Consider the following 21,518-nt stretch of genomic DNA (forward strand, 5'->3'; position numbering starts at 1 on the left):
GCTACGCGGGTTGTGCGCCACGCACCGCCTTGCCGCCCAACAGCGACACGATCAGCGTGGCCATCACGAGCACGCACAACGCCGCACGCAAGCCGAGCACGCCAGCGCCGAAACCGATCAGCGGCGGCCCGACCAGAAAGCCCGCATAGCCGAACGTGGCCGCCATCGACACGCCGATCGCGGGCGTTGCACTCGAGCGACCCGCCGCGCTAAAAATCACCGGAACGATATTCGCGAGACCGATACCGACCATCGCGAAGCCGACGCACGCGGTCAGCACGGTCGGCAGGCTCAGCACGAGCGCGAGTCCGGCGAGCGCGATCAGTCCGCCGAGCGCGACGACCTTGCTCGAACCGAAGCGTCGCACCGACGCATCGCCGGCGATCCGGCAGGCAGCCATCGAAAACGCGAACGCGGAGTAGCCGATCGCAGCGACGCTCGCTTCCTGATTCAAGGCGGAGCGCAAGTACACCGCGCTCCAGTCGGCCACCGCGCCTTCGACGAGCATGCACATGAACGCAAGCAGCGCGAGTTTCATCACGCTGCTGTCGGGCCATGCGAAGCCGCTCGACGCGGCGGCCGCGCGCGGGCCGATATCGCGCAACGCGAACGACGCGGCGAAAACGATCAGGACTGCAATGAACAGATCGGGCGCGAGCAGTCCGCCCACGACGCCGATGCCGGCTTTCTGCAGCAGCGCGCCGCTCGCCGCGCCAAGCAGGCCGCCCGCGCTCCACGCGGCATGAAACGACGACATGATCGGTGCGCGCCAGCGGGTTTCGATCGCGCTCGCATGTCCGTTCATCGACACGTCGAGCGCGCCGTTCGACGCGCCGAGCGCAAGCAGCACCACGCACAGAGTCGGCATGCCGGGCGCGACTGCCGGCAACGGCAGCGCGATGGCGAACGTCGCGCCGAGCAGCGCGGTGGCGCGGCCGCTGCCGACGCGCGGCGCGAGTTGTCCCGCGAGCGGCATCGCAACGATGGCGCCGAGCGCGAAGCAGAACAGCGCGATGCCGAGCGAGGTGTCGCTGAGCGCCAGGCTTTCCTTGATGCGCGGCACCTCGACCGCCCATGCACCGATGCCGAAACCGTTGGCGAGAAAGACGGCGAGCGTCGCGATGCGTTCCCTGGCGAGTGAGTTCATGGGCGTGCCACCATCACGTTATCGCAGACGGCCCGCAGGCTCGCGACACGAGCGCCCGGCACGTCCGCTTCGACGAACAGATGATCGACCGACGACACCGGCGCTACCGCGAACGGCGCCGCGGTGATCAGCTTTTCCGAGGTCAGCGCGATGGCGATCTGGCCGCTCGCTTTGACCATCGCGCGTTTCAGTTCGGCATCCTCTGCGTCGAACGCGGCCACGCCTTCGTCGGGATCGAACGCGCAGGCGCCGAGAAAACAGAGGTCCGCGCGGATCTGCTGGATCTGCAGCAGCGCGGTCGCGCCGAGCGCGCCCGCCGCGCCGCCCGCGATGCGGCCGCCGACCAGGATCACGTCGAATCCCGGGCGGTTCAGCAGGCGCGCGCAGGCCTCGGGCGAATTCGTGACGACGGTCAGGCCGGCGTTGTCGGGTAGCGCCGCCGCGATCGCGACGTTCGTCGAGCCGGCGTCGAGCAGCACGATCTGCTTCGGACGAACGATCGATACGGCCGCCGCGGCAAGGCGTGCCTTGCGGTCGACGGCTTCGCGCATGCGCAGTGCCGCGGGTTTGTCGGCGGGCGACATCAGCAACGCCCCGCCGTACACGCGTTTGCAGTGGCCCTGGTCCGCGAGATCGCGCAGATGGCGGCGCACCGTGTGCTCGGAGGTCTGCAACTCGGCGGCAAGCTCGGCCGCGAGCACGCGACCATGCGTGCGCAAACGCTGCAGAATCAGCGCTTCGCGCTGCTCGGGCAGTAGCCCGTTGATCGCTTCTTCCCTGGTTCGCTGCATGGGGCTCGTCTCCGTTCTCGCATAAATCGATCATAAACGAGCAAAATGTATCGTAAACGCTCGTGGGGCACAAGCGGTGCGCCCCGGCTCGTCTTGATCTCACGCCACGCGGTGCGGTTCGGGTCGTGAGTCACGGCCGAAAACCAGCCGGTCGAGCAGCCATACCGCGACGAGCGTCGCGCCCATCAGCGGGAACAAGATGCCGAGCAGCACGAGGCCGGTTTTCCAGCCGCGCATCGGCGGCGCGCCGCGCTCGCGCGACGGTGCGCCGAGCGAGCGTTGCGGCCGACGTTTCCACCACATCACGAAGCCGGTCACAGCAAGCGCGGCGAGGCCGAGCGAAATGGCCGCGCACAGTATCTGGTTCGCGATGCCGAAGAAGCGACCCATATGCAACGACGTACCGTACGACACGGCCTTCGCGATCGCGCCGTAATCGCCGTAGCGAATGTCCCGCAGGATCGCGCCGCTGTATTGGTCGACGTACAGCGTGCGTTCATGTTGCGGATTCGCAGGGAAATAGGAAAGCGTGTAGACGCCGGTTGCCGAGTTCGGCAGCACGATGCTGTAGCCGTTCGTGAGGCCGAGCGACGCGGCGAGCGCGACGATATGGCCGAGCGACAGCGGCCGAGCCGCAGCGGTGGCCACGGAAGACGGCACACGCGCGTCGCCCGCGGCCCACGGCTTCAGCGGCAACGGCAGGTCGTCCATGACCATGCCGGGCATCGAGTCCATGTCGGCGTGCATGGCATGCGCGACCGTCGCGCTCGCATGGTCGGCGTGGTCCGCTTGCGCTCCCGGCACGCTGGAGCGCAACGGCAAACCGCCCCACGCGCCCGGCGGCGCGCCAAGCTTCGTCGCGGTCGCGAACGCCTTGAACTGCTTGCCCCATGAGCCGGTCCACGGCAGACCCGTCAATACGAATGCAAGTGCGCCGAGCGCGAGCCAGATACCGATCACTGCGTGAAGGTTTTTCCACAGCGGGCGTCCTCTCAGCGCCAAGCGCGGCAGCAGCACGGCGGGCGCGGTCGTTTTGCCGCGCGGCCACCATAGTGCGATGCCGGTGCCGATCATCACGAGGGTCCAGCATGCGGCCAATTCCATCAGCAGTTCGCCGGGCTTGCCGAGCAGCAACTTGCGATGGAGCATGCGATCCGCCTGCATCAAGCGACGCTCGACGCTCAGCGTGCCCAGCACATCGCCGTTGTACGGATTCAGATAGACGCTCTGCTGCGTGCGGTCCGCGAGACGAAACACGAATTCGGCGCTGCGTTGCGGATCGCGCGTGATCACGGCGGTCGTCGCGACCGAGTCGGGCGGCATCGCCGCGCGCGCTTTCGCGAGCAACGCGTTGTCGGGCAGCCTCGGCACTGCTTGCGGTGCGACGACCATTTGCTGTCGATAAAGCAGCGGCTCGAGCTGCGGCTGAAAGCAGTACAGCGTGCCGGTGATCGCAAGCACGAGTAGAAATGGCATCACGAAGAGGCCCGCGTAAAAATGCCAGCGCCACAGTGTTCGATAGCCTGGATGTACCGGGCCGCTCGTCGCGGCAACTGTTGTACTGTTTTGCGGGCGCGCGCGTTCGGCGGTTTGAGTTGTGGACATGAAATCCTCGTGGGGCAAATGGGGCGATGTGTTTGCGTGCGACAAGCGATTCGCGGCGCGTTGCGCGGCACTCAGATACGCAGCTTCGCTTCGACATAAAACGTGCGGCCGGGATACGGGTGGTAGACGAAGTAGCGCGCATCGAACAGGTTGTCGACGCCGATGCCGATTTCGCTGAGCTTCGTCGGCTTGAACGTGAACTTCGCGTCGGCGACCGTATAGGTGCTGGTGCCGCCGAACACGTTGGGATTCGTGTCGGTATTCGTCAGCGTGTTGTACTGGCGACCCGAGTAACGTGCGGCAAGCGTCAGCGCGGCGCGCGCGTCGAAGTGCCAGGTCGCGGCGAGCGTCGCGCGCCACAGCGGAATGCGGTAAAAGTACTTGCCGACCGATGCCGGATTCTGCGCGTTCTCGAGGATCTTCGACTGCGTGTAGGCGACGCTCGCCAGCAGATCGAGGTTGTGCACGAACACGTCCTCGCCCGAATAGCTCGTTTCGACGCCGCGCGAGCGGACCTTGCCGATGTTCTGGAAGTTCGTCACGTTCGGAATCACGGTGGTGTCGGTCTGACTGAAGATCGTGTTCTTCACGTCGTCCTGAAACAGCGACAGGCGGAACACGCCATTCCAGTGCGCCCATTCGGCGCTCAGCTCTTTCGACAGATCGTCTTCGGGCTGCAGATGCGGATTGTTGTTGACGATCGCGGAGCCATTGATTTGCCCCTGGAACAGTTCGCTGGCTGTCGGGAAGCGATAAGCGCGACCGATCGATGCGCGTAAAGTCAGATCGTCGCTGACATCGAACGATAACGACGCCTTCGGCGAAAAACGACGCTGACTGGCATTGCCGTAGGCGATGGTCGTGCCCGGCAGCGACTGCGCGCCATCGTAGGCTTGCCAGTCTTCATAGCGCACGCCGTAGACGAGCTTCCAGCGCGGCACCAGGCGCCACACGTCCTGTGCATACAGGGCCTGCGTCTGCGTCTTGCCGGTGAACGCGTTGGCGAACGAGGTCGTGTCGCCGTCACGCCAGTCCAGCGTGTTGTAGGTCTGGCTGTCGACGAAGTAGTTGTCGTAGTGGTAGCCGAAGCTCAGTGTGTGATTGCGTGGTCCTGCCTGGTTGATCGCGGGCGTATAGGTCCCGCGCAGGTCCAGCGTTTTCCAACCGGTGCCGTCGCCGAACAGCACGGTGCCGGGGCCATTGCCGGGGCCGCCGGCATTCGCGGTGCGTGCGACGCTATTGCCGATGTCGTAATACGATGCGATCGCCTCGCCGTTCCAGCCGGTCGCGTTGCGCGTTTTCAGCGATACGCCGTAGAGCCAGTTCTCGCTGTGCCCGAGACCCGGCGCAAACGCGGCCGCCGGAATCGTGTAGTGATCACCGTTGATCGACACGTTGCCGCTATACACGGCGTTGCCGTCCGCGTCGCGCAGGAACGTCGATGTTTCGCTGCTGTATGTCTGATGCCAGTAGCCGAGCGTGAAGCCGGCCTGCAGTGTCGGCGTGAAGTCATACTGCATCTTCAGCTTGAACAGGTCCTGCACCGTGTGCTCGATGCCTTCGCCGTTCACGCCGAGCACGGCCGTCGGCGTATCGGTCTGGTTGCGGTAGAAATAGGCGCCGGTGACGGGCTTGTCGCCCGCCTTTGCGGGAATGGTCGATTGCGCGAGCGTCGCGAATTGCAGCGGCTGACTCGTGTTCTCGAGATGATTGACGCCGAGCCGATAAGAGAACTTGCCGATCCTGTCGCCGATCGACGCACTCGCTTCGCTGCCGTTGAAACTCCGGTTCACGCCGAACAGGCTGAAGTGCTGCGTGAATGCCTTGACGTCGGCGTTCGCTTCGAACTGCTTCGGCATGCGCGTGCTGATCAGCACGGTCGCGCCGAGCGAATTGCCAGGATACAGCGCGGAAAACGGCCCGTAGATTACGTCGACCTGCTGGATTTCGTCGGGATTCACCATCGACCAGCGCGGCGGAAACGAATAGCTATTGCCGAGCAGGTTGCTCAGCAGCAAGCCGTCCGCATAGACGAGACCGCGCGCGCTCTGCGTATTACTCGTGCCGCGGACGGCGATGATCGAATTCAGGTCGCCGATAAAGCGCTTGCGCACCGCCAGGTTCGGCATGTACTTGAGCACGTCCTCGCTGTTGACGACGTTCCAGCTCGCGAACTGATCGCGTATGACGGTTTCGACGGAGGCGGGGAGATTCGGGTCGACGGCACGCGGTGCGGCGCTCGTGCTTGCGCTCGCATTGACGCTGACGGCGGGCAGCATTGCGTCGGCGTTTGCGTCGGCGGCTTGCGCGGATGTTGCGACGAAAGCAGGCACGAAAGCCGGCACGAAAGCTGGCACCAGCGCGGGCCAACGAATGGGACGACGAATCGAGCGATGAGCGCAATCGACAGCGTCACGACGGACGCAAGAAGACAGCCTTCGCAGCGCGAAGTTGAACATGAGCGTTTCCTCGATGCATTGAACAGGCGATCGCAGGCCTCGTCGACATCAGCGACGAATCCGCGATCAGGACCGGCAGCGATCAGGAAACGACAGGTGGGGCGCGTGGACGTCCCGACGGGAACGCGCCAAGCGGCGTGAAGCGGGTGGACAGCGTGGGCGGCGCGGTGCCGGCCAGCGGCAGCGCGGCCGTGGGGTCGATGACGGCAAGCGTCGGCATCGCGACGTGATGTTCGAGCAGATGACAGTAGCCGCACGCGCCGAATGCATCGTCGTGGCTCAGATGCACGGGCGCGGGGCTGGTTTGAGCGACGACGCTCGTATCGCTCGTATCGCTCGCGCCGGCCGGATGCAGGGCCGAACACAGCGCGGCAACCGGCTCGTGGGCGCGGCCCGATTCGAGCAACTGACTCACGAGCGGCGCGAACACGACGAGCCACATGGCGACGAGGCCAAGCCATGCGGTCAGGTGGTTGTGCGAGCGTCGAGTCATGATCGTCGAAGAAAAGGCGGGGGCGATTCTAGCATCACCGCGCGATCCTTTCATTCGTCATGACGGCTATAGCGGCGGATTAAACGGTAAAAATGCGCTTATTTCGAGGCGCTGACGCACAGGCGAGTCGCTTATGCTGTGAAATCGCGCGAGGTGCGCGTATCGGAACAACAGCGCAACCGCGCAACGGCGGCGCACCCGCTGCACAACCACGCCGCTGAAACATCGCCACGACACATGACACTCACGCAGACGCCTGCTTCTTCGATCGCCGACATCAACCAGCGGGCCGTGTCGTTATGTTCGGCCGGGCAGTTCGCCGACGCATTGCCGCTCGTCGCGCCGCTGCTCGAAGATTGCACGTTGCCGACCGATCAGCGCGCCGATGCGTTGAACATCGCCGGCACGTGCTCGTTCGCGCTGCTTCAATGGACCGACGCGGAGAACTATTGGCGGCAGTGCCTGTATCTGAAGCCCGACTACGCGGACGTCTACGCGAGCCTCGGCTCGCTGTTCAGAACGCTCGGCCGCCTGTCGGCCGCGAAATCGACCTATCGGCAACTGGTGTCGCTGCGCCCGCTCGACGCGAACGCGCATCACCAGCTCGGCAACGTGCTGTACGGGCTCGGCTACCGCGCCGAAGCGGAGGCGGCGTATCGGCAGACGGTGACGATTTGCCCCGACCACGCCGAAGCGCACAACGACCACGGCAGCGTGCTGATGGAACTCGGGCGTCTCGCGGAAGCGGACGCCGCATTTCGCGAGGCGCTGACGCTGAAGCCGCAGTATCCGGAAGCACTCAATAACCTCGGCGGTGTGCTGAAGGCGACCCAGCGTCTCGCGGAAGCGGAGCTGGCTTGCCGGCTCGCGCTGGCTATCCGGTCCGAGTACCCGGAAGCGCATCTCAATCTTGGCGCGGTGCTAGTCGATCTCGATCGGGTGAGCGAAGCCGAAGCCGCGTACCGCGAAGCGCTCGTGCATCGAGCGGATTACGCCGAGGCGCATTACAACCTCGGCGTGGCACTGTTCAGGCAGGAGCGTTTCGAGGAAGCCGGGCAGGCTTACCGCGACGCGATTCGCTGTCAGCCTGCGCTTGCCCATGCGCACAACAATCTCGGTTGCGTGCTGCGCGTGCTCGAACGCTTTCCGGAAGCGCTCGACGCGTTCCGGCAAGCGCTCGCGGTGTCGCCGCAACTCGCCGAGGCGCACTCCAACATTGCCAACGCGCTGACGCAACTCGGGCGCTTTGCCGACGCAGAAAGCGCCTATCGGAAGGCCATTGCTTTAAAACCCGATTATGGCGAGGCGCGTTTCAGCCTCGCCGTGTTGCTGCTCGGCCTCGGCCGCTTCGAGGAGGGCTGGCCCCTCTATGAATGCCGCTATGAGCAGCCGCATTTCATTCATCGAAAGACGAAGACGATGCTCACTTGTCCGCAATGGTCGGGCGAGCCACTCGCGGGCAAGTCCGTGCTGCTGTGGCAGGAAGACGGCCTCGGCGACATGCTGCAATTCAGCCGCTATGTTCCTTTATTGAAGGCATTGGGGGCTGCGCATATCGCGTTTGCGTGCGTGCCGGCATTGCATCGGCTGATCGCGAACGCGGACGGTGTCGATGCGATGCTCGACCACGACGGCGCGCTCGCGCGTGTCGCGACCTACGATTGCTGGACCAGTCTGCTGAGCGTGCCGCTGTATTTACGTACGACGCTGGAGACGATTCCGCGCCCCGTGCGATTGAGCGCCGATGCGGCGCTCGTCGAACGCTGGCGGCCCGCGCTCGATGCGCTGCCGCCCGGCCACAGAGTCGGCCTGGTCTGGAAGGGCAACGCCAGGCATCATAACGACGCGAATCGCTCGATTCCGTCGCTCGCCACGCTCGCGCCGCTGTGGAGCGTGCCGGGTCTGAACTTCGTGAGCTTGCAGAAGGGGCAGGGCGAGGACGAAGCGCGCAATCCGCCAGTCACGCAGCCACTGCTCGACCTCGGCGCGAGCGTGACGGACTTCGCGGACAGCGCGGCGATCGTCGCACAACTCGACCTGGTGATCTGCGTCGATACGTCGATCGCGCATCTGGCCGCGTCGCTCGGTAAGCTGTGCTGGGTGATGCTGCCCGAAAGAGATGTCGATTGGCGCTGGATGCACGAGCGCGACGATTCGCCGTGGTACCCGCATACGCTGCGTCTGTTCCGGCGTGGGCCGGGCGAGGATTGGTCGAACTCGGTCGAGCGCGTGCGGCAGGCCTGCGTCGAGCGCTTCGGTGGCGCGCTATGACGCCTCTGTGATCTGCATGTGATACAGGCCCCACGGCGACAATTCGAAGCGGTCCTTCAGCGGCTTGCCCGCGAGTTCGGGAATTCGGTCCGCGTCGTAGATCGCCCATAACGGCCCTACGCTACCGAGCGCCAGTGGCTTGCCGTCCATTTGCGTCGCGACGATGAAGCGATACGCGCGCACCGTATCGAGCGTCGTCATCACCGCGTAGCCGTCGACCGCGTGCATGACGATTTGTGTGTTGCCCGCGTCGGGCGCACCGGCATGTGCGAGCACGTCGCTGAGCAGCGGTCCGCTAAAAGTATGCAGACGCGAATCGTATTCAGTCGTCGGATGGATCATCACGGTCTTCATGCTGGCGAGCAACGGCAGATCGACGCCATAAGCTTGCGAAAACTTCACCTGATGTTTCGCCAGCAGTTGATCGAAAGCCGGATCGAGCGCGCCGCGATTGCTGTGCTTGATCGCGCCGGAGATCGTCAGGATCACGGGAGAGGGCGCGCATTGCGCGTGCTCGCGCTTCGCGCCGAATGCCGGCGCGGTTGCCGCGCCCAGCACCGCGGCGCTCGTCAGGAACTGGCGTTTGTTCATTACACTTGCTCCGGGTGTCGTTGAGGCGCGTCCTGGCGAGGCTCGCGCGCCCTCTATTGTCGGAGCATTGTCGTGACAGCGGATATCGCCATGCGTTATTTGCGCGTCATTCGCTATGCTATTTCCGCATGCGGTTCGCGCCGCAGCTGGCACGGTTCCTTGCGTGGCGATCCAATCGTTCGACTGGCGCGCGTTTTTCGACAACCTGCCGGACCCCGGCAGCGATAGTTGAGCAAACTGAGCGCTTGAAGCGCTCGAAGCGCTCAGCTCGCGCGGATACTGACCGTGCGCGTCACATCGACGACCGACAGCCGGATTGCGTCGATCAACGCGCGCGCGGCCGGCGACGGCGTGCCTGCCGCGCGCATGGTGAGGCCGATGTCGCGCCTCGTGTTGTGCAGCGGTACGTCGAGCACCACCAGTTGGCCGGACTGAATCTCGTAGTGCAACTGCTGCGCCGACAAGGCCGCCGCCATGTCGGTACCGAGCAGCAGACCGCGAATCACCGCGAGGTCGGCGGTCTCGACCGTCGGCAGAGGCGGTTTGACCTTCATCCGCCTGAATTGCGTTTCGAACAGCGCACGCGCCGGCGCGTTGATGCGCGGCAGAATCCATTGCGCGTCGCGCAGACCCATGATGGTCAGATCACGCACGTGGGTCAGCGGATGATCGCGGCGCACCAGCACCACCATGTCTTCCGACATCAGCCTCTCGTTTCTCAGGCCGCTCGTCGCGTCGTTATCGCGCAGCGCGCCGAGAATGAAGTCGATGTCGCCCGCGCGCAGACCGGCCACGAGCGTCTCGTACGCGCTTTCGTCGGTGACCACCCGCACGCCCGGATTCTCGGACGTCATCCGCGCGATCGCCTTCGGCAGGATCAGCGTGCGTCCGAGCGGCAACGCGCCGACCGTCACCGAGCCCTGAATCTTGCCGTGCAATGCGGCGATATCGTCGGGTACGTGTCGCAGTTCGTTCAGCGCGCGGCGTACGTGCAGCAGAAACGTTTCGCCCTCGGCGGTCAGCAGAATGCCGCGCGGGCTGCGATGGAACAGACTCAGTCCCGAGCCGCTTTCGAGCACGCGGATCGCCGTGCTCACCGCGGGCTGACTGATGCCGAAGGTTTTCGCCGCGCTCGGCATATGCCGATGCCGCGCGAGCGCCACGAAGAGTTGCAGCCGCCGCGTGTTGAGCAGATACGCCGGCAATGCGCCTTCCGCGACGGGCCGGCGGCGCGTCTGTCGCGCGGCGCACCATTGCGTGAGTTCTTCGAGTTCGGCGAAGATCCGCTCGCAGCGATGCAGCACCGCGCGGCCGACCGGGGTCGGCAGCATGCCCGAAGGACCGCGATCGAACAGCGGTACGCCGAGCGCTGACTCGAGTTCCTGCACGGAACGCGTGACCGCCGACTGCGCGCGAAACAGCGCGGCCGCCGCGCGCGTGGCGCTGCCCATCTCGGCGACGAGCCGAAATGCGCGCAGCTGCGCGAGATTGAGCAGGTCCTTGCCGCTGACCGACAGCGGCGCTTTGGCGACCGCCTGGCTGGTTGCGGCGCAAAGCGTGTCGTTGCTCATGCCGCGCCCGCGATCAGATGCAACGACGGCAGCGACAGATTCAGACTCTCCTTCGAGATATGCGTGTGCTCCTTCATCAACGCATCGACGCGCGCGCCTTCGCCTTTTTTCAGCGCGTCGACGATCGCATGATGCTGACGATGCGCGTATATCAGCATCATCAATTGACGATCGCGCGCGGATTCGTCGAATGCGATCGTGAACGGCGACACGAACGGCACCTTGTCGTTGAGACTGAGCGCGGCTGTGACCGCCTGGTTCTGCGCCGCTTCGACGATCAGCGCGTGAAAGCGGCCGTTCATCTGCGCGTAGCGCACGTCGTCGCCCGGCTGCAGATGCTTTTGCTCGAAGATCTCGTCGCCTTCACGCAGGCATTCGTCGAGCGCGGCGGCTAGCGCGGGGCTCATGCCGTTCTCGGCGACCGAGCGCGCGGCGAGTCCTTCGAGCACGCCGCGCACGTCGATCGCGTTGAGGACGTCACGCACGCTGAAGCGGCGCACGACGTAACCGCGCGAGCCCGAGCGATCGAGCAGGCCTTCCGAAGACAGCACGCTCAACGCATAACGGAGCGGCGTGCGCGACACGCCGAGCATTTGCGCAAGCTGCGCTTCGACGAGCCGCTGACCGGGCGACAGTTCGCCCGACAGGATCTTCTCGCGTAAGGTCTGCACAATCGCTTGCTGGGTCGTCTCGTTCATCGTTTTGTCGCTCTTCGGAAGCACCGCAGTATAGCCACGCGTGCAGCACCGCTCCAAGCCTTAAAACAGTGCGTTGCGAGTTGTTTTCCCGGCCATCTGTTTTATTTATCGCGTGCTGAGTTGCGGGAGCGCGGCGGAAGGCTTGCCGCACGTGCGTTGGGATACCGAGGAAGCCCTGCGCGGCGTGGGTCGCGGCGCGGCTCACCCGCTCGACGAGCGCCCGGATACCGGGTTTTCACCCATCAACCCGGTGCCGCTCGCGGTATACCCGCACTTCCGGAATCGCTGCACAATTTCTATGTTTGTATCCCAAGACGGTCGCGTTGGCTAGCGCATTGAACCCGGCGACCTATCCAATTGGCATCAGCACGAAGTGACGGAAGAGAACGAAAATGGCAAGGATCATTGGTGGTATCGGCACGTCTCATGTACCCACGATCGGGTTGGCGTACGACAAGGGCAAGCAGGACGAACCGGCATGGGCGCCCCTTTTCAAAGGCTACGAACCGGTGGCGCAGTGGCTGGCCGGGCAGAAGCCCGACGTGATGGTGATGTTCTACAACGACCACGCGAACAGCTTCTTCTTCGACTGCTATCCGACCTTCGCGCTCGGCGTGTCGGCCAACCACGAATTCGCCGATGAAGGCGCGGGCAAGCGTCCGCTGCCGGACATCGCCGGTCATCCGGATCTCGCGATCCATATCGCCGAGCAACTGGTCGCCGACGAATTCGATCTGACCGTCTTCCAGGACCGCGCGCTCGATCACGGCGTCAATTCGCCGCTGTCGCTGATGTTGCCGCATCAGGGCGGCTGGCCGGTGTCGCTGGTGCCGCTCGAAGTCAACGTGCTGCAGTATCCGCTGCCGACCGCGAATCGCTGCTACCGGCTCGGCCAGGCGCTGCGTCGCGCGATCGAATCGTTCGAGCAGGATCTGAAGGTCGTGGTGGTCGGCACGGGCGGGCTGTCGCATCAGGTGCATGGCGAGCGCAGTGGTTTCAACAACACCGAATGGGACATGGAGTTCCTCGACCTGATCGTCAACGATCCGGAGCGTCTTGCCGCGATGAAGCACGTCGACTACGTGCGCCTCGGCGGCGCCGAAAGCGTCGAGACGATCATGTGGCTCGCGATGCGCGGCGCGCTGGGCCGGAAGGTCCGCGAACTGCATCGCAACTACTATCTCGCGACCAGCACTGCGATGGCCGTGACGATCTACGAAGAAGAGGTGGCGTATTGAATCCGCAACTGGTTGGCGTCGAAGAACTGACCGGCACCTATCCTTTCGATATCCGCCAGAGCATGAAGGCGATGCGCCTGAACCGCTTTTTCTGGCAGATGCGCGAAGCGTCGGCGCGCGCACTGTGGCTCGAAAACCGCACGGCCTCTTACGATGCGGCCTGCCTGACGCCGGAAGAACGCGCGCTGGTCGACAACACGGACTGGCTTGGCCTGATCCGTTATGGGGTGTCTTTCTTCGTGCTCGAGAAGTTCGCACGCGTGGTGAAGATCACGAATCTCGGCATGTACGCGAGTATGCGCGGCGAAACGCTCGAAGCGTTTCTGAAGACCCGCCAGGTGCCCGACGCTGTTTAAAGGCCGGGCGTCGAAGGCGCGCATCCACGCAGCACGGTCCGCTGGGCAATCCATTTGAAGTTCGGCGGTAGCGTTGACTTTCCGACGCGCCGTTCGGGTTGTTCGGAAACTCGATGCGTTCGGTCAGCGCGCGCCAACGGAAGCCGCGATCCGGTCGGCCAACTCGCCGAGAACGTCGCTCAACGCGGCGGCTTGCGCGGGCGCATCGTGTCCGTGGATCGCGGCGTTGAGCGTCACCTGCTGCCGCTGCGTCGCCTGGTCCGAATGCCCGGCCAACAGGGTCCACTCGGCCTGCAGCGTCAGCGTGCCGCTCGCGTCGGCCGTGGCGTTCAGCACGGTGACGACCAGCCTGCGCGTGCCGGGCGGCGCCGGTGCATCCGGAACGACGAACGATCCGGCAGGCAGGCGCATGAGCAAGTCCTGGGCAAGCGTTCTGCGCATCATCTCAGCGAGCGGTGCGCCCCACCGGTCGCTTTCGTCGATCGTCAGGCGGTTCGGCGAAACCAGCGTGACGACTTCGAGCCGATCGAGCACCGCGGGAATGTGCACGGCGGTCAGTTGAATCGGTGTCATCGGCGCCATGGCTGCGGGCGCGTCGGCGGGCATCGGGTTCAACGTCACATAGCGTGTCGGGATGCTGTGTCCGCATCCGGCGAGCGTCATCGCCGCGACGGATGCGACCAGCGCCGCCGTCCCGGCGCGCGTCGCGATCGACGCGGCGACGGCGCGTCTGACGGAAAACGTGACCTTCGTGATCATTGAGCCTCCTGCTGCCGGCCACGAACCAGCGCCTCGGGATGGCGGTCGAGATAGTCGGCCAGCGCCCGAATCGAGCGCGCGGTGTCGGTCAGTTCCTGCAACGCGGCAGGCAGGTCGTTCTGGCTCGACGCGTCGCCGCCGAGCGTTCGGTTCGCCGCGGCAACCGTGCGATCGGCCGCGTTCGCGGTCTCGTGCAGCTGCGTGACGAGCGGACCGATCTGCGGCGACACCTGCTGCAACGTGCGATCGATCTGCGCGACGGAGCGGTCGATGTGCGTCAAGCTGTCCTTGATCTGCGGCGACGAACTGAGCGTGTTGATACGCGCGGCGATACTGCGAACCTGTTCGCCGGTTTGCCTGATCGGAAGATCGTCGATTTTCTGGATCACCTCGTTGGCCTTGGCCATCGTCGCGTCGAGATTCGCGGGCGCGACGCTGGGAATCACCGGCAGGCCGTCCTCGCTGGCGAGCGTCGCGGCCGGCGCGCCCGCCACGAAGTCGAGGTTGATCTTGTCGGCGCCGACGACCGGCGGATCTTGCGACAAGCGCGCGCGCAATCCTGTGGCGACGAGGCGGGTGAGCATGCTGTCGACGAGCGGGCGCCAGTTGCCGTTGGCCGGCGGCGGCGCGCCGACGATGCCGAGCTGCGACGGATTCAGCGCGATCTGCACCGGAGTGCTCAGCGCGCCCGTGCGCGCGTCGTAGTTCAGGCGCACGCTAGTGACGGTGCCCACGTCGAAACCGCGCAATTGCACATCGGCACCATTCTTCAGTTCGCCGACGGCGCCGTCGAATCGCACCAGATAAGTGACGACCGGGCCGTGTCCCGGCGCGAGCGCCGGGCGGCGATCGACGCCGTCGAAATGCGACGCCGGTTCGCCGGCCCCCGGCTCCATCACGATCTCGGGGCCGGACAGCACGCCCTTGATCGACGTCGGATCGCTGAGGTCCACGTGCGCGCCGCGCAGGAAAAACTTCGTCTCGCTGCGCAGATACTTTTTCTCGGCGCGATCTATCTTGAGCTCGGCCTGCACATGCTGGCCATCGGGCGCGAGCGTAAGGTCCGATACGGCGCCGACCTTCACGCCGCGCAGCGTGACGATCGTGTCGCCGGCCCTCATGCCGTACGCGTTGTCGAACGTTACGGTGACAGTCTCGCCCTGATGCATCAACGCGCGAACACCGAGCCATCCGGCCATCGCGAAGGCCGCGATCGGCACCGCCCAGATCCAGCCGGGCCACGGGCTGCGGCGCACCTGAGCCTGCGAGCGACGGGGACGGGTGCCGCTCATCGCTTGCTCCGCCCTTGGACGTCCCACATCAGGCGCGGATCGAACGCGTGCGAAGCGGCCATGGTCAGCAACACGACCAGCGCGAACGCGGTTGCGCCGATGGCGGGTCGGGCCGACGCGATGCTGTCGAACTGGATCAGCGGCACGAACGCCGCGATCGTGAACACGTCGACGAACGACCATCGACCGAGCTCGTGGATCAGGCGATACAGATGCGTCTTGACCCGCAGATGCCGACGCGAATGGCGCCGAACGGAGACGACGAACCATGCCATGCCCAGAATCTTCGCCACCGGAATGACGATGCTCGTACAGATGATCAGAATGCCGAGCGGCCACAGGCCCACATGAAACAGCTGGTAGACGCCGTCGATGATCCGGTGCGACTGGGTCTGCCCGAATTGCATCGAACTGGTCATCGGAAAGACGTTGGCCGGGATCGTCAGCACCAGCGCGGCGAGCGACAGCGCAGACGCGCGCACGACGGCGTCGATTTTGCGAGCGCGCAACATCAATCCGCAGCGAGGGCAGGGACGCCCCTCCTGCGACATCGGCACGACCAGATCGCAGACCGTGCAGCACAACGACGCTTCGTGTTCCGGCAACGGGTTGTCCGCCGCGATCGCGCGCCACACGGTTCTTCGATCGAGCGAGGCGCGCGTGAGCATCGACAGCAGTGCCGCGGCGATGAAGCAGTAGCCGCCAGGGCCGATCGTGCCGGTCAGATTCTGCGTCACCCGCGCGTAACCGACGAAGCAGCCGACCAGGTAGACATCGGGCATGGCCCAGATATCGAGCGAGGTGGTCCAGCGAAATAGCGCGCCGATTCTCCTCGTACGCCAGCCGAGCCGTAGCGCGACGAGGACGACCACGAGGCCGCCAAAACGGATGAATGGCAGCACGATACCGAACGTGCCGAGCAGCAGCGCAAGAATGAACCAGCCGCCGTTCCACATTTCGACGATGCCCGACGACAGCAGTGACGAGCGCTCGGCGCCGAGCATGTGGACGTACATCAGTGGCGCGAGGTTGGCGGGAAACAGCAGTACGAAGGTCGACGTCGCGCAGGCGAGCGCCGCGCCCTGACTTCGACCGTTACGCCGCTCGAGCGGAAAGTGACAGGTGCGGCAACGCGCGTAGGAATGTGCGGCGAGCGGCGGGATGTCTTCCAGCGCGCCACATTCGGGGCAGCCGATCGTCATGCGACGTTCTCCATCGGCTGTCCGTTTTCAGGCGGGCAGTGTGTTGCGAAAGAGGCTTCGCCGATCATCCCCTCGACCCCCCAGCGCCGTTTGACGCGTGAATGCACGGCAGGCGCGCTGGCACGCGCCAGTTTCTTGTCCTCCATTAGCAAGGCGCGTTCCCGGGACGACATCGGCACGCCGGGAGACCGCGCGAATGCGCGTTCAGCCGCCTGTTCAAGCGCCCGTTGACGAAGTGGGCTCGGCAATGACCAGCAACCTGGAAGGCAGCGCGTCGGGATGGCCCGGCTTGAACCAGTTCATCTCGGGAATGCGTGAATCGGTCAGGTATATCGTGCCGTCCGGCCCCTCCGCGAACGTATCCGGCCATCGCAAGCCGGGCTCGTGCAGCAGTGTCGTCAATGTCGTGCCGTCCCACACCTTCACCGCGTGCTCTTCCACCGCGGTAATCAGCAGGCGTCCCGCCCGGTCGATATGCAGCCCGTCGGCGGGGCGATGCTCGAGCACTTTCTCGACGCGGCTGCCGACTTCGTCGGCCGCGAGCGCGGTATCGTGAAGCGCTTCGGTCGGCACGCGGTAAAGCGTTTTGCCCTTCATGGCCTGCCAGTACAGATACAGTCCATCCCGGGTCAGCGCGATGCCGTCGGCCGAAAATTCAACGCCGCGTCCATCGGGACGCCGCAACGGTGCGCCGGCTGCATGGACGGTGACGCCCGGATCGATTTGCGTCGATGGATGCCCGTCGAGCACGCGGCGCGCATGCCCGGTGCCGAGGTCGACCACCACGATCGCGCCGCGCGTACCGGAGTCCGTGATGTAGGCGAAACGTCCGTCGGGACTGACGCGCACATCGTTCAGGTAACTGCCCTGAGGCGCGATCTCGAGCGTGAACGCCATGCAGCCGACGACGCTATCCGTCGCAAGATCGATGCGGACCAGTTTAGGGGCGCCCGGTACGACGAACCCCTGGACCGGCGCGCCAGGGTCGAGGACCCACAGGTTGTTTTGCGAATCGCACGACATCGCCTGCACGCAGACCCAGCGATCCCGCGGGTCCAACTCGTCGCGCCTGGCATTGCGCCAGCCATTCCATCGATCGTCGGGATAGGGACGGACGTCGCCATCGGGCGTGAGTACGCCGACGGAGATCGGCGCGTCTTCCGTCCAGCGCGGGAAGTTGACGAAGATCCGTCCGTCCGGGGCGACGGCGACGCCGGTCACCTGATGCCCGAACGACGCAATCTCGCGCAGATGTGGCCGCGAGCCCTCGTCACCGGCGCTCGATGCAGGCGCGGCGGTCAGCGGAACCCGGTCCGCGGCGCGTGGCATGGCGGTATCTTTCATGGGCTGTCTCCGACACAGAATAGAAATGTCCTTATTCAGCATAGCGAATGCCGCGTGCAAAGATAAAGCGGATCGTCATCCGCGAATTTTTTCGGAAGGTATTCGGGGTGATTGCGAACCGCCCTTTATGCAAATTGTTTGACTTTCGCGCGAGCAGAGAACGGCTGGTTGCGCCGCCGTACCGACCGGCCCAATTCGGCAACTTTGACTCTCAGGGTTTCTCCTGCCTCGCATTGGACGCGCAGTGTCACTCGTGCGCTACAGCGCTCATTTGCAAAGAAAAAATAATGCCGACGTCAAAGGAATGTGCTAAAAAATAGCAATTGCACGCGCACAAGAAATAGCCACGCATGCAAGTAAAAAATTCGACTTTCAATACTCTTAGTCGGCCGCGAGGTGGATCATGAGAACAAGGACGCTTTGGGGGCTCGGGGTGACGACGGTCGCTTCGGCGCTAACGCTGCAGTGTTATCCAGCGTGGGCCGACGGACCCGAAGCGGCGTATGCGTCCGACGACGAGGTGCCGGCCGGCTCGCTCAGTCCGAACGAGTACATGGTCAATGCGGATGGCATGAAGGAAGATCCGAATGCGAAGATGTCGGACGTGGCCCGCGCGTATCGCAATGGCTATGTCAATCGCGGCAAACAGGATCAGGCCGATTACCAGGCAATGATCGACGCGCACAATCACGGTCAGCGGCGACCCGCCAAGACCGATGTCGCGCGGGTCGACGTGCCGCCGCTGCCATCAGGCGTCCCCGAAGACGATAACTCGAAGTACACGAGCATTCCGCCGCAACCTCGGAAGCCGCAGCCGGCCCAGTACGCGCAACGTCAGGTGCCGCAACCGCCGCCGCAACAGCAATATCAGCAGGTGTACCAGCAGCCGCAATACGCGCCGCCGCCCATGCAGTACCAGCAGGCGCCGGCCTACGCGCAGATGCAACCGGTCTATGCCGACAACCAGCCGGTGTACGTACGGCAGGACTATCCTCAGCCGCCCGTGCCGCCCGTGCAATACGTGCCGATTTATCCGCAGCAGTACGATGAAATGTCGCCGGTCGTGGAAACGGTGGTTCAACCCGCCGCGCCTGTCACTTATCAGGTTTATCGTCCGCCGGTCTACTGGGCGCAGCCGCGCGTGTATGCGTATCGCGCACCGGTCTACAGCTATCGTATGTGGCGTTGAGGTATGACGCGTGTCGTGGCGGCTTTCCGCAAGAATGGAGCGCTGCGGCGCCGCGGCGACTACTCGCGCGCATCGATTGAATGCTCAATAGAAAGTACTCAGCCCGGCGCATTCGTGTCGGGCTGAGTACTTTCTATTATTCGCGTGGCGCTAATGACCGCTGGCACCTCTCGTGCGCACATTCAGACGGTTATTCACCTGTCTGACTCCGCGCACCGATCTGGCGACACTGCCGGCGCGCTGCACCTGAGCGCGCTGCGGCACCCAACCGGTCAGCGTCACGATGCCGTGGCGCGTCTGCACGTGAATCGCCGTTGAATGCAGGTTCGGTGTGCGTGCGAGCGCGCGCCGCACGTCGCGCGCGAGTTCGCTATCGGGTCTGTTGCGAGCCGTCGACGCCGCGATGGATTGGCTTGGCGCGGATGCATCGTTCGGCATCGCGCCATTGGTTTGCGCATTCGCACAGGTCGCTGTGCCGATTGCAATCACTGCTGCGGCAATCGCGCCGATTATGGTGCGCGCGCTGTCTTTTCTCACATGTCCTCCTGTACCGCCTGGGTTGAACCACGCGCGAGTCTTTCCATTAGCGCGTGATGCCGCGCATGCGATCGAGGCCGAGTGGATGTCGATGTGGTTCTGCCAGACTTTACCGTATTGGCGCCATCAATCGCCTGTATGATGGCGGGCTCGCGCCCGGACCAGAGCCCCGTGCGGGCGGCCTGCGCGGATCGCGCGCCGTCTGCCGCGCCCACCGGGCCGCAACGCATCCATTTACGATTAGCCAGAGGAAGACCGCGATGACGGCTGCAACGCAATTCGACCAGGTTTCTGTTGTCAAACGAGCCAACGTGTACTTCGATGGCAAGTGCGTGTCGCACACCGTGCTGTTCGCCGACGGCACGCGCAAGACGCTCGGCGTGATCCTGCCCGGCACGCTGAACTTCGGCACCGACGCGCCGGAACTGATGGAAGTGCAGGCGGGCACATGCCGCATCCGCCTCGACGGCAGCGACGAGTGGAAGACCTATGGCGCGGGCGAATCGTTTTCGGTGCCGGGCAAGAGCCGCTTCGATATCGATGTGGTTGAAACGCTGGACTACGTTTGCAGCTATCTGTAAGCGGTTTTTAACGCGCGTGCGATGGGATATTTGGTTGGCCTTTTCTTGAATTGTTATCGGTCTATTTGCGTTGCCCCTGTGCGGGGCGGCACTCACTTTCTTTGCTGCTGCAAAGAAAGTAAGCAAAGAAGACAGCTAAAACCGCAAACTCATAAGTGGGTCCCTTGGCTTGGTGGGGGTAGTGGTGCATCTGGAATCTGTGCTCCCGCACATTCGGCGCTAGTGACAACGCCGTCATCCTTCCCACTCTGCACTGCGTGCGTCGCGGACGGGTCTGCCAGGGAAACCAACGGTTTTGCCCGCGCGGCAGGGGCCGTCGAGTACGCCTCGGCGATGCGCCGAAACAACCGGTGGTTTTGGAACGGGGTTTCGGCGCGCGCAGCGCCGCCGGAAGAATGACTGTCTTGTCACTAGCGCCGAATGTGCGGGAGCACAGATTCCAGATGCACCACTGCCACGCGCGGATCGAGGGACCCGCTTAAGAATTTGCGGTTTGAGCTGTCTTCTTTGCCTACTTTCTTTGCAGCAGCAAAGAAAGTAGGTGCCGCCCCGCACAGGGGCAACGCGAATAGACCGATAACAATTCAAGAAAAGGCCAACGCCTCAAAAACAGAGAAAAAAGAAGGGTAAAAAACCATACAATTGACAGGATCTTACGCCATCTCCTTCGCCACAATCTCCTCGATCACCTGCACGAATTGCTCGACCGGCTGGCCACCGGTCACCAGATAGCGACGGTTGAAAATGATCGACGGCACCGATTGAATGCCCATTTCCTGATTGTTCTTTTCCGCTTCGCGCACTTCGCCGGCATACGCGCCGCTCGTCAGCACGTCACGTGCTTCGCTGGCGTCGAGTCCGACCGACTCCGCCGCTTCGACCAGCACGTCATGATTTCCCGGATTCTTGCCGTCGGCGTGATACGCGCGCAATAGCGCGAGCTTCAGCGGCAACTGTTGGCCCTTCAGGCCGGCCCAATGCAGCAGGCGATGCGCGTCGAACGTGTTGTAGGTGCGTGTGCGCGGTCCGAAATCGAAGCCGACGCTCGCGCCGCGTTCACGGATCATCGCCTGCGTTTCGGCGATTTGCGCGGCCGTGCGGCCGTATTTCTTGCCGAGATACTCGACGATGTCTTCGCCGTCCGGTCCCATCTGTGGATTCAGTTCGAACGGATGCACGACGATACGCGCGTCGATCTTGTCCTGAAGCCGCGCGAGCGCGAGCTGCAGCGACGACAAGCCGATCGCGCACCACGGGCAGGCGATGTCCGAAACGAAATCGATGGTGAGCTGCTGTTTCATGGTTGTCCCTGGCGAAATGAACTGCGATGCAGCCTAAAAAATGCGGCCGTCACAATACCAACAGCGTAGCGTGAATCGTTCGCCCGTGCAGCG

At 64.2% G+C, this 21,518-nt stretch carries 20 protein-coding genes; 5 read left to right on the plus strand and 15 right to left on the minus strand.

Going from position 1 to position 21,518, the window contains the following annotated elements; genetic code table 11:
- Position 1: 1 nt before the first annotated feature.
- The 5 genes from F6X42_RS19620 to F6X42_RS19640 all read right to left on the minus strand — a co-directional run bounded on the left by F6X42_RS19620 (position 2) and on the right by F6X42_RS19640 (position 6,495).
- Positions 2–1,147, minus strand: a complete 1,146-nt coding sequence (locus F6X42_RS19620) for an MFS transporter (RefSeq protein WP_187635806.1) — start codon at positions 1,145–1,147, stop codon at positions 2–4.
- The gene (locus F6X42_RS19625; RefSeq protein ID WP_187635807.1) at positions 1,144–1,938 is read right to left on the minus strand and encodes a DeoR/GlpR family DNA-binding transcription regulator; all 795 of its coding nucleotides are present in this window, start codon (positions 1,936–1,938) and stop codon (positions 1,144–1,146) included. Before F6X42_RS19625 ends, F6X42_RS19620 begins: the two co-directional genes overlap by 4 nt.
- Positions 1,939–2,037: 99 nt before the next feature.
- Positions 2,038–3,543 carry a PepSY-associated TM helix domain-containing protein gene (locus F6X42_RS19630; protein WP_187635808.1) on the minus strand — a complete coding sequence of 502 codons (1,506 nt, stop codon included), beginning with the start codon at positions 3,541–3,543 and terminating at the stop codon, positions 2,038–2,040.
- Positions 3,544–3,614: 71 nt separating this feature from the next.
- Positions 3,615–6,002: a TonB-dependent receptor gene (locus tag F6X42_RS19635; protein ID WP_187635809.1), complete on the minus strand. Its 2,388-nt coding sequence runs from the start codon at positions 6,000–6,002 to the stop codon at positions 3,615–3,617.
- 82 nt (positions 6,003–6,084) lie between these two features.
- Positions 6,085–6,495: a DUF2946 domain-containing protein gene (locus F6X42_RS19640; protein WP_187635810.1), complete on the minus strand. Its 411-nt coding sequence runs from the start codon at positions 6,493–6,495 to the stop codon at positions 6,085–6,087.
- A gap of 237 nt (positions 6,496–6,732) precedes the next feature.
- Here F6X42_RS19640 and F6X42_RS19645 point away from each other — a divergent pair, with 237 nt between their 5' ends.
- The gene (locus F6X42_RS19645) at positions 6,733–8,766 is read left to right on the plus strand and encodes a tetratricopeptide repeat protein (RefSeq protein WP_187635811.1); all 2,034 of its coding nucleotides are present in this window, start codon (positions 6,733–6,735) and stop codon (positions 8,764–8,766) included.
- On the opposite strand, the gene F6X42_RS19650 is transcribed toward F6X42_RS19645, so the two are convergent.
- From F6X42_RS19650 to F6X42_RS19660, 3 genes are all read right to left on the minus strand, one after another.
- Positions 8,761–9,357, minus strand: coding sequence for a putative pterin-binding protein (locus F6X42_RS19650; RefSeq protein WP_187635812.1), 597 nt, complete (start codon positions 9,355–9,357; stop codon positions 8,761–8,763). The genes F6X42_RS19645 and F6X42_RS19650 overlap by 6 nt on opposite strands.
- 263 nt (positions 9,358–9,620) lie before the next feature.
- A complete protein-coding gene (locus F6X42_RS19655; protein WP_187635813.1) occupies positions 9,621–10,928 on the minus strand; it encodes a LysR family transcriptional regulator in 1,308 nt (435 codons plus the stop codon).
- Positions 10,925–11,626, minus strand: coding sequence for a GntR family transcriptional regulator (locus F6X42_RS19660; protein WP_187635814.1), 702 nt, complete (start codon positions 11,624–11,626; stop codon positions 10,925–10,927). Before F6X42_RS19660 ends, F6X42_RS19655 begins: the two co-directional genes overlap by 4 nt.
- 392 nt (positions 11,627–12,018) lie before the next feature.
- Between F6X42_RS19660 and F6X42_RS19665 the strand changes: the two genes are divergently transcribed.
- Complete coding sequence (locus tag F6X42_RS19665) at positions 12,019–12,864, plus strand: gallate dioxygenase (protein WP_187635815.1); 846 nt, start codon at positions 12,019–12,021, stop codon at positions 12,862–12,864.
- Positions 12,861–13,220, plus strand: a complete 360-nt coding sequence (locus F6X42_RS19670) for a protocatechuate 3,4-dioxygenase (protein ID WP_187635816.1) — start codon at positions 12,861–12,863, stop codon at positions 13,218–13,220. Before F6X42_RS19665 ends, F6X42_RS19670 begins: the two co-directional genes overlap by 4 nt.
- A gap of 123 nt (positions 13,221–13,343) precedes the next feature.
- On the opposite strand, the gene F6X42_RS19675 is transcribed toward F6X42_RS19670, so the two are convergent.
- The 5 genes from F6X42_RS19675 to F6X42_RS19695 all read right to left on the minus strand — a co-directional run bounded on the left by F6X42_RS19675 (position 13,344) and on the right by F6X42_RS19695 (position 17,817).
- Entirely contained in the window at positions 13,344–13,979 is a 636-nt protein-coding gene (locus F6X42_RS19675; protein ID WP_187635817.1) for a PqiC family protein, read from the minus strand.
- A complete protein-coding gene (locus F6X42_RS19680; protein WP_187635818.1) occupies positions 13,976–15,271 on the minus strand; it encodes an MlaD family protein in 1,296 nt (431 codons plus the stop codon). Before F6X42_RS19680 ends, F6X42_RS19675 begins: the two co-directional genes overlap by 4 nt.
- Positions 15,268–16,473 carry a paraquat-inducible protein A gene (locus tag F6X42_RS19685; RefSeq protein WP_187635819.1) on the minus strand — a complete coding sequence of 402 codons (1,206 nt, stop codon included), beginning with the start codon at positions 16,471–16,473 and terminating at the stop codon, positions 15,268–15,270. The genes F6X42_RS19680 and F6X42_RS19685 overlap by 4 nt, the downstream gene beginning before the upstream one ends.
- Positions 16,470–16,619, minus strand: coding sequence for a hypothetical protein (locus F6X42_RS19690; RefSeq protein WP_187635820.1), 150 nt, complete (start codon positions 16,617–16,619; stop codon positions 16,470–16,472). The genes F6X42_RS19685 and F6X42_RS19690 overlap by 4 nt, the downstream gene beginning before the upstream one ends.
- Positions 16,620–16,689: 70 nt before the next feature.
- Positions 16,690–17,817, minus strand: coding sequence for an L-dopachrome tautomerase-related protein (locus F6X42_RS19695; protein WP_187635821.1), 1,128 nt, complete (start codon positions 17,815–17,817; stop codon positions 16,690–16,692).
- A gap of 403 nt (positions 17,818–18,220) precedes the next feature.
- Here F6X42_RS19695 and F6X42_RS19700 point away from each other — a divergent pair, with 403 nt between their 5' ends.
- A complete protein-coding gene (locus F6X42_RS19700) occupies positions 18,221–19,006 on the plus strand; it encodes a hypothetical protein (RefSeq protein ID WP_187635822.1) in 786 nt (261 codons plus the stop codon).
- Between the two features lie 150 nt (positions 19,007–19,156).
- Here F6X42_RS19700 and F6X42_RS19705 read toward each other — a convergent pair whose 3' ends face one another.
- Positions 19,157–19,543 (minus strand): BON domain-containing protein, encoded by a 387-nt coding sequence (locus tag F6X42_RS19705; RefSeq protein ID WP_187635823.1) that lies wholly within the window; start codon positions 19,541–19,543, stop codon positions 19,157–19,159.
- Positions 19,544–19,803: 260 nt separating this feature from the next.
- Here F6X42_RS19705 and ppnP point away from each other — a divergent pair, with 260 nt between their 5' ends.
- The gene (ppnP, locus tag F6X42_RS19710; RefSeq protein WP_187635824.1) at positions 19,804–20,124 is read left to right on the plus strand and encodes a pyrimidine/purine nucleoside phosphorylase; all 321 of its coding nucleotides are present in this window, start codon (positions 19,804–19,806) and stop codon (positions 20,122–20,124) included.
- 653 nt (positions 20,125–20,777) lie between these two features.
- On the opposite strand, the gene F6X42_RS19715 is transcribed toward ppnP, so the two are convergent.
- Entirely contained in the window at positions 20,778–21,425 is a 648-nt protein-coding gene (locus F6X42_RS19715; RefSeq protein WP_187635825.1) for a DsbA family oxidoreductase, read from the minus strand.
- Between the last annotated feature and the right edge of the window lie 93 nt (positions 21,426–21,518).

This window comes from Paraburkholderia podalyriae, assembly GCF_014397785.1.
GTDB lineage: Bacteria > Pseudomonadota > Gammaproteobacteria > Burkholderiales > Burkholderiaceae > Paraburkholderia > Paraburkholderia podalyriae.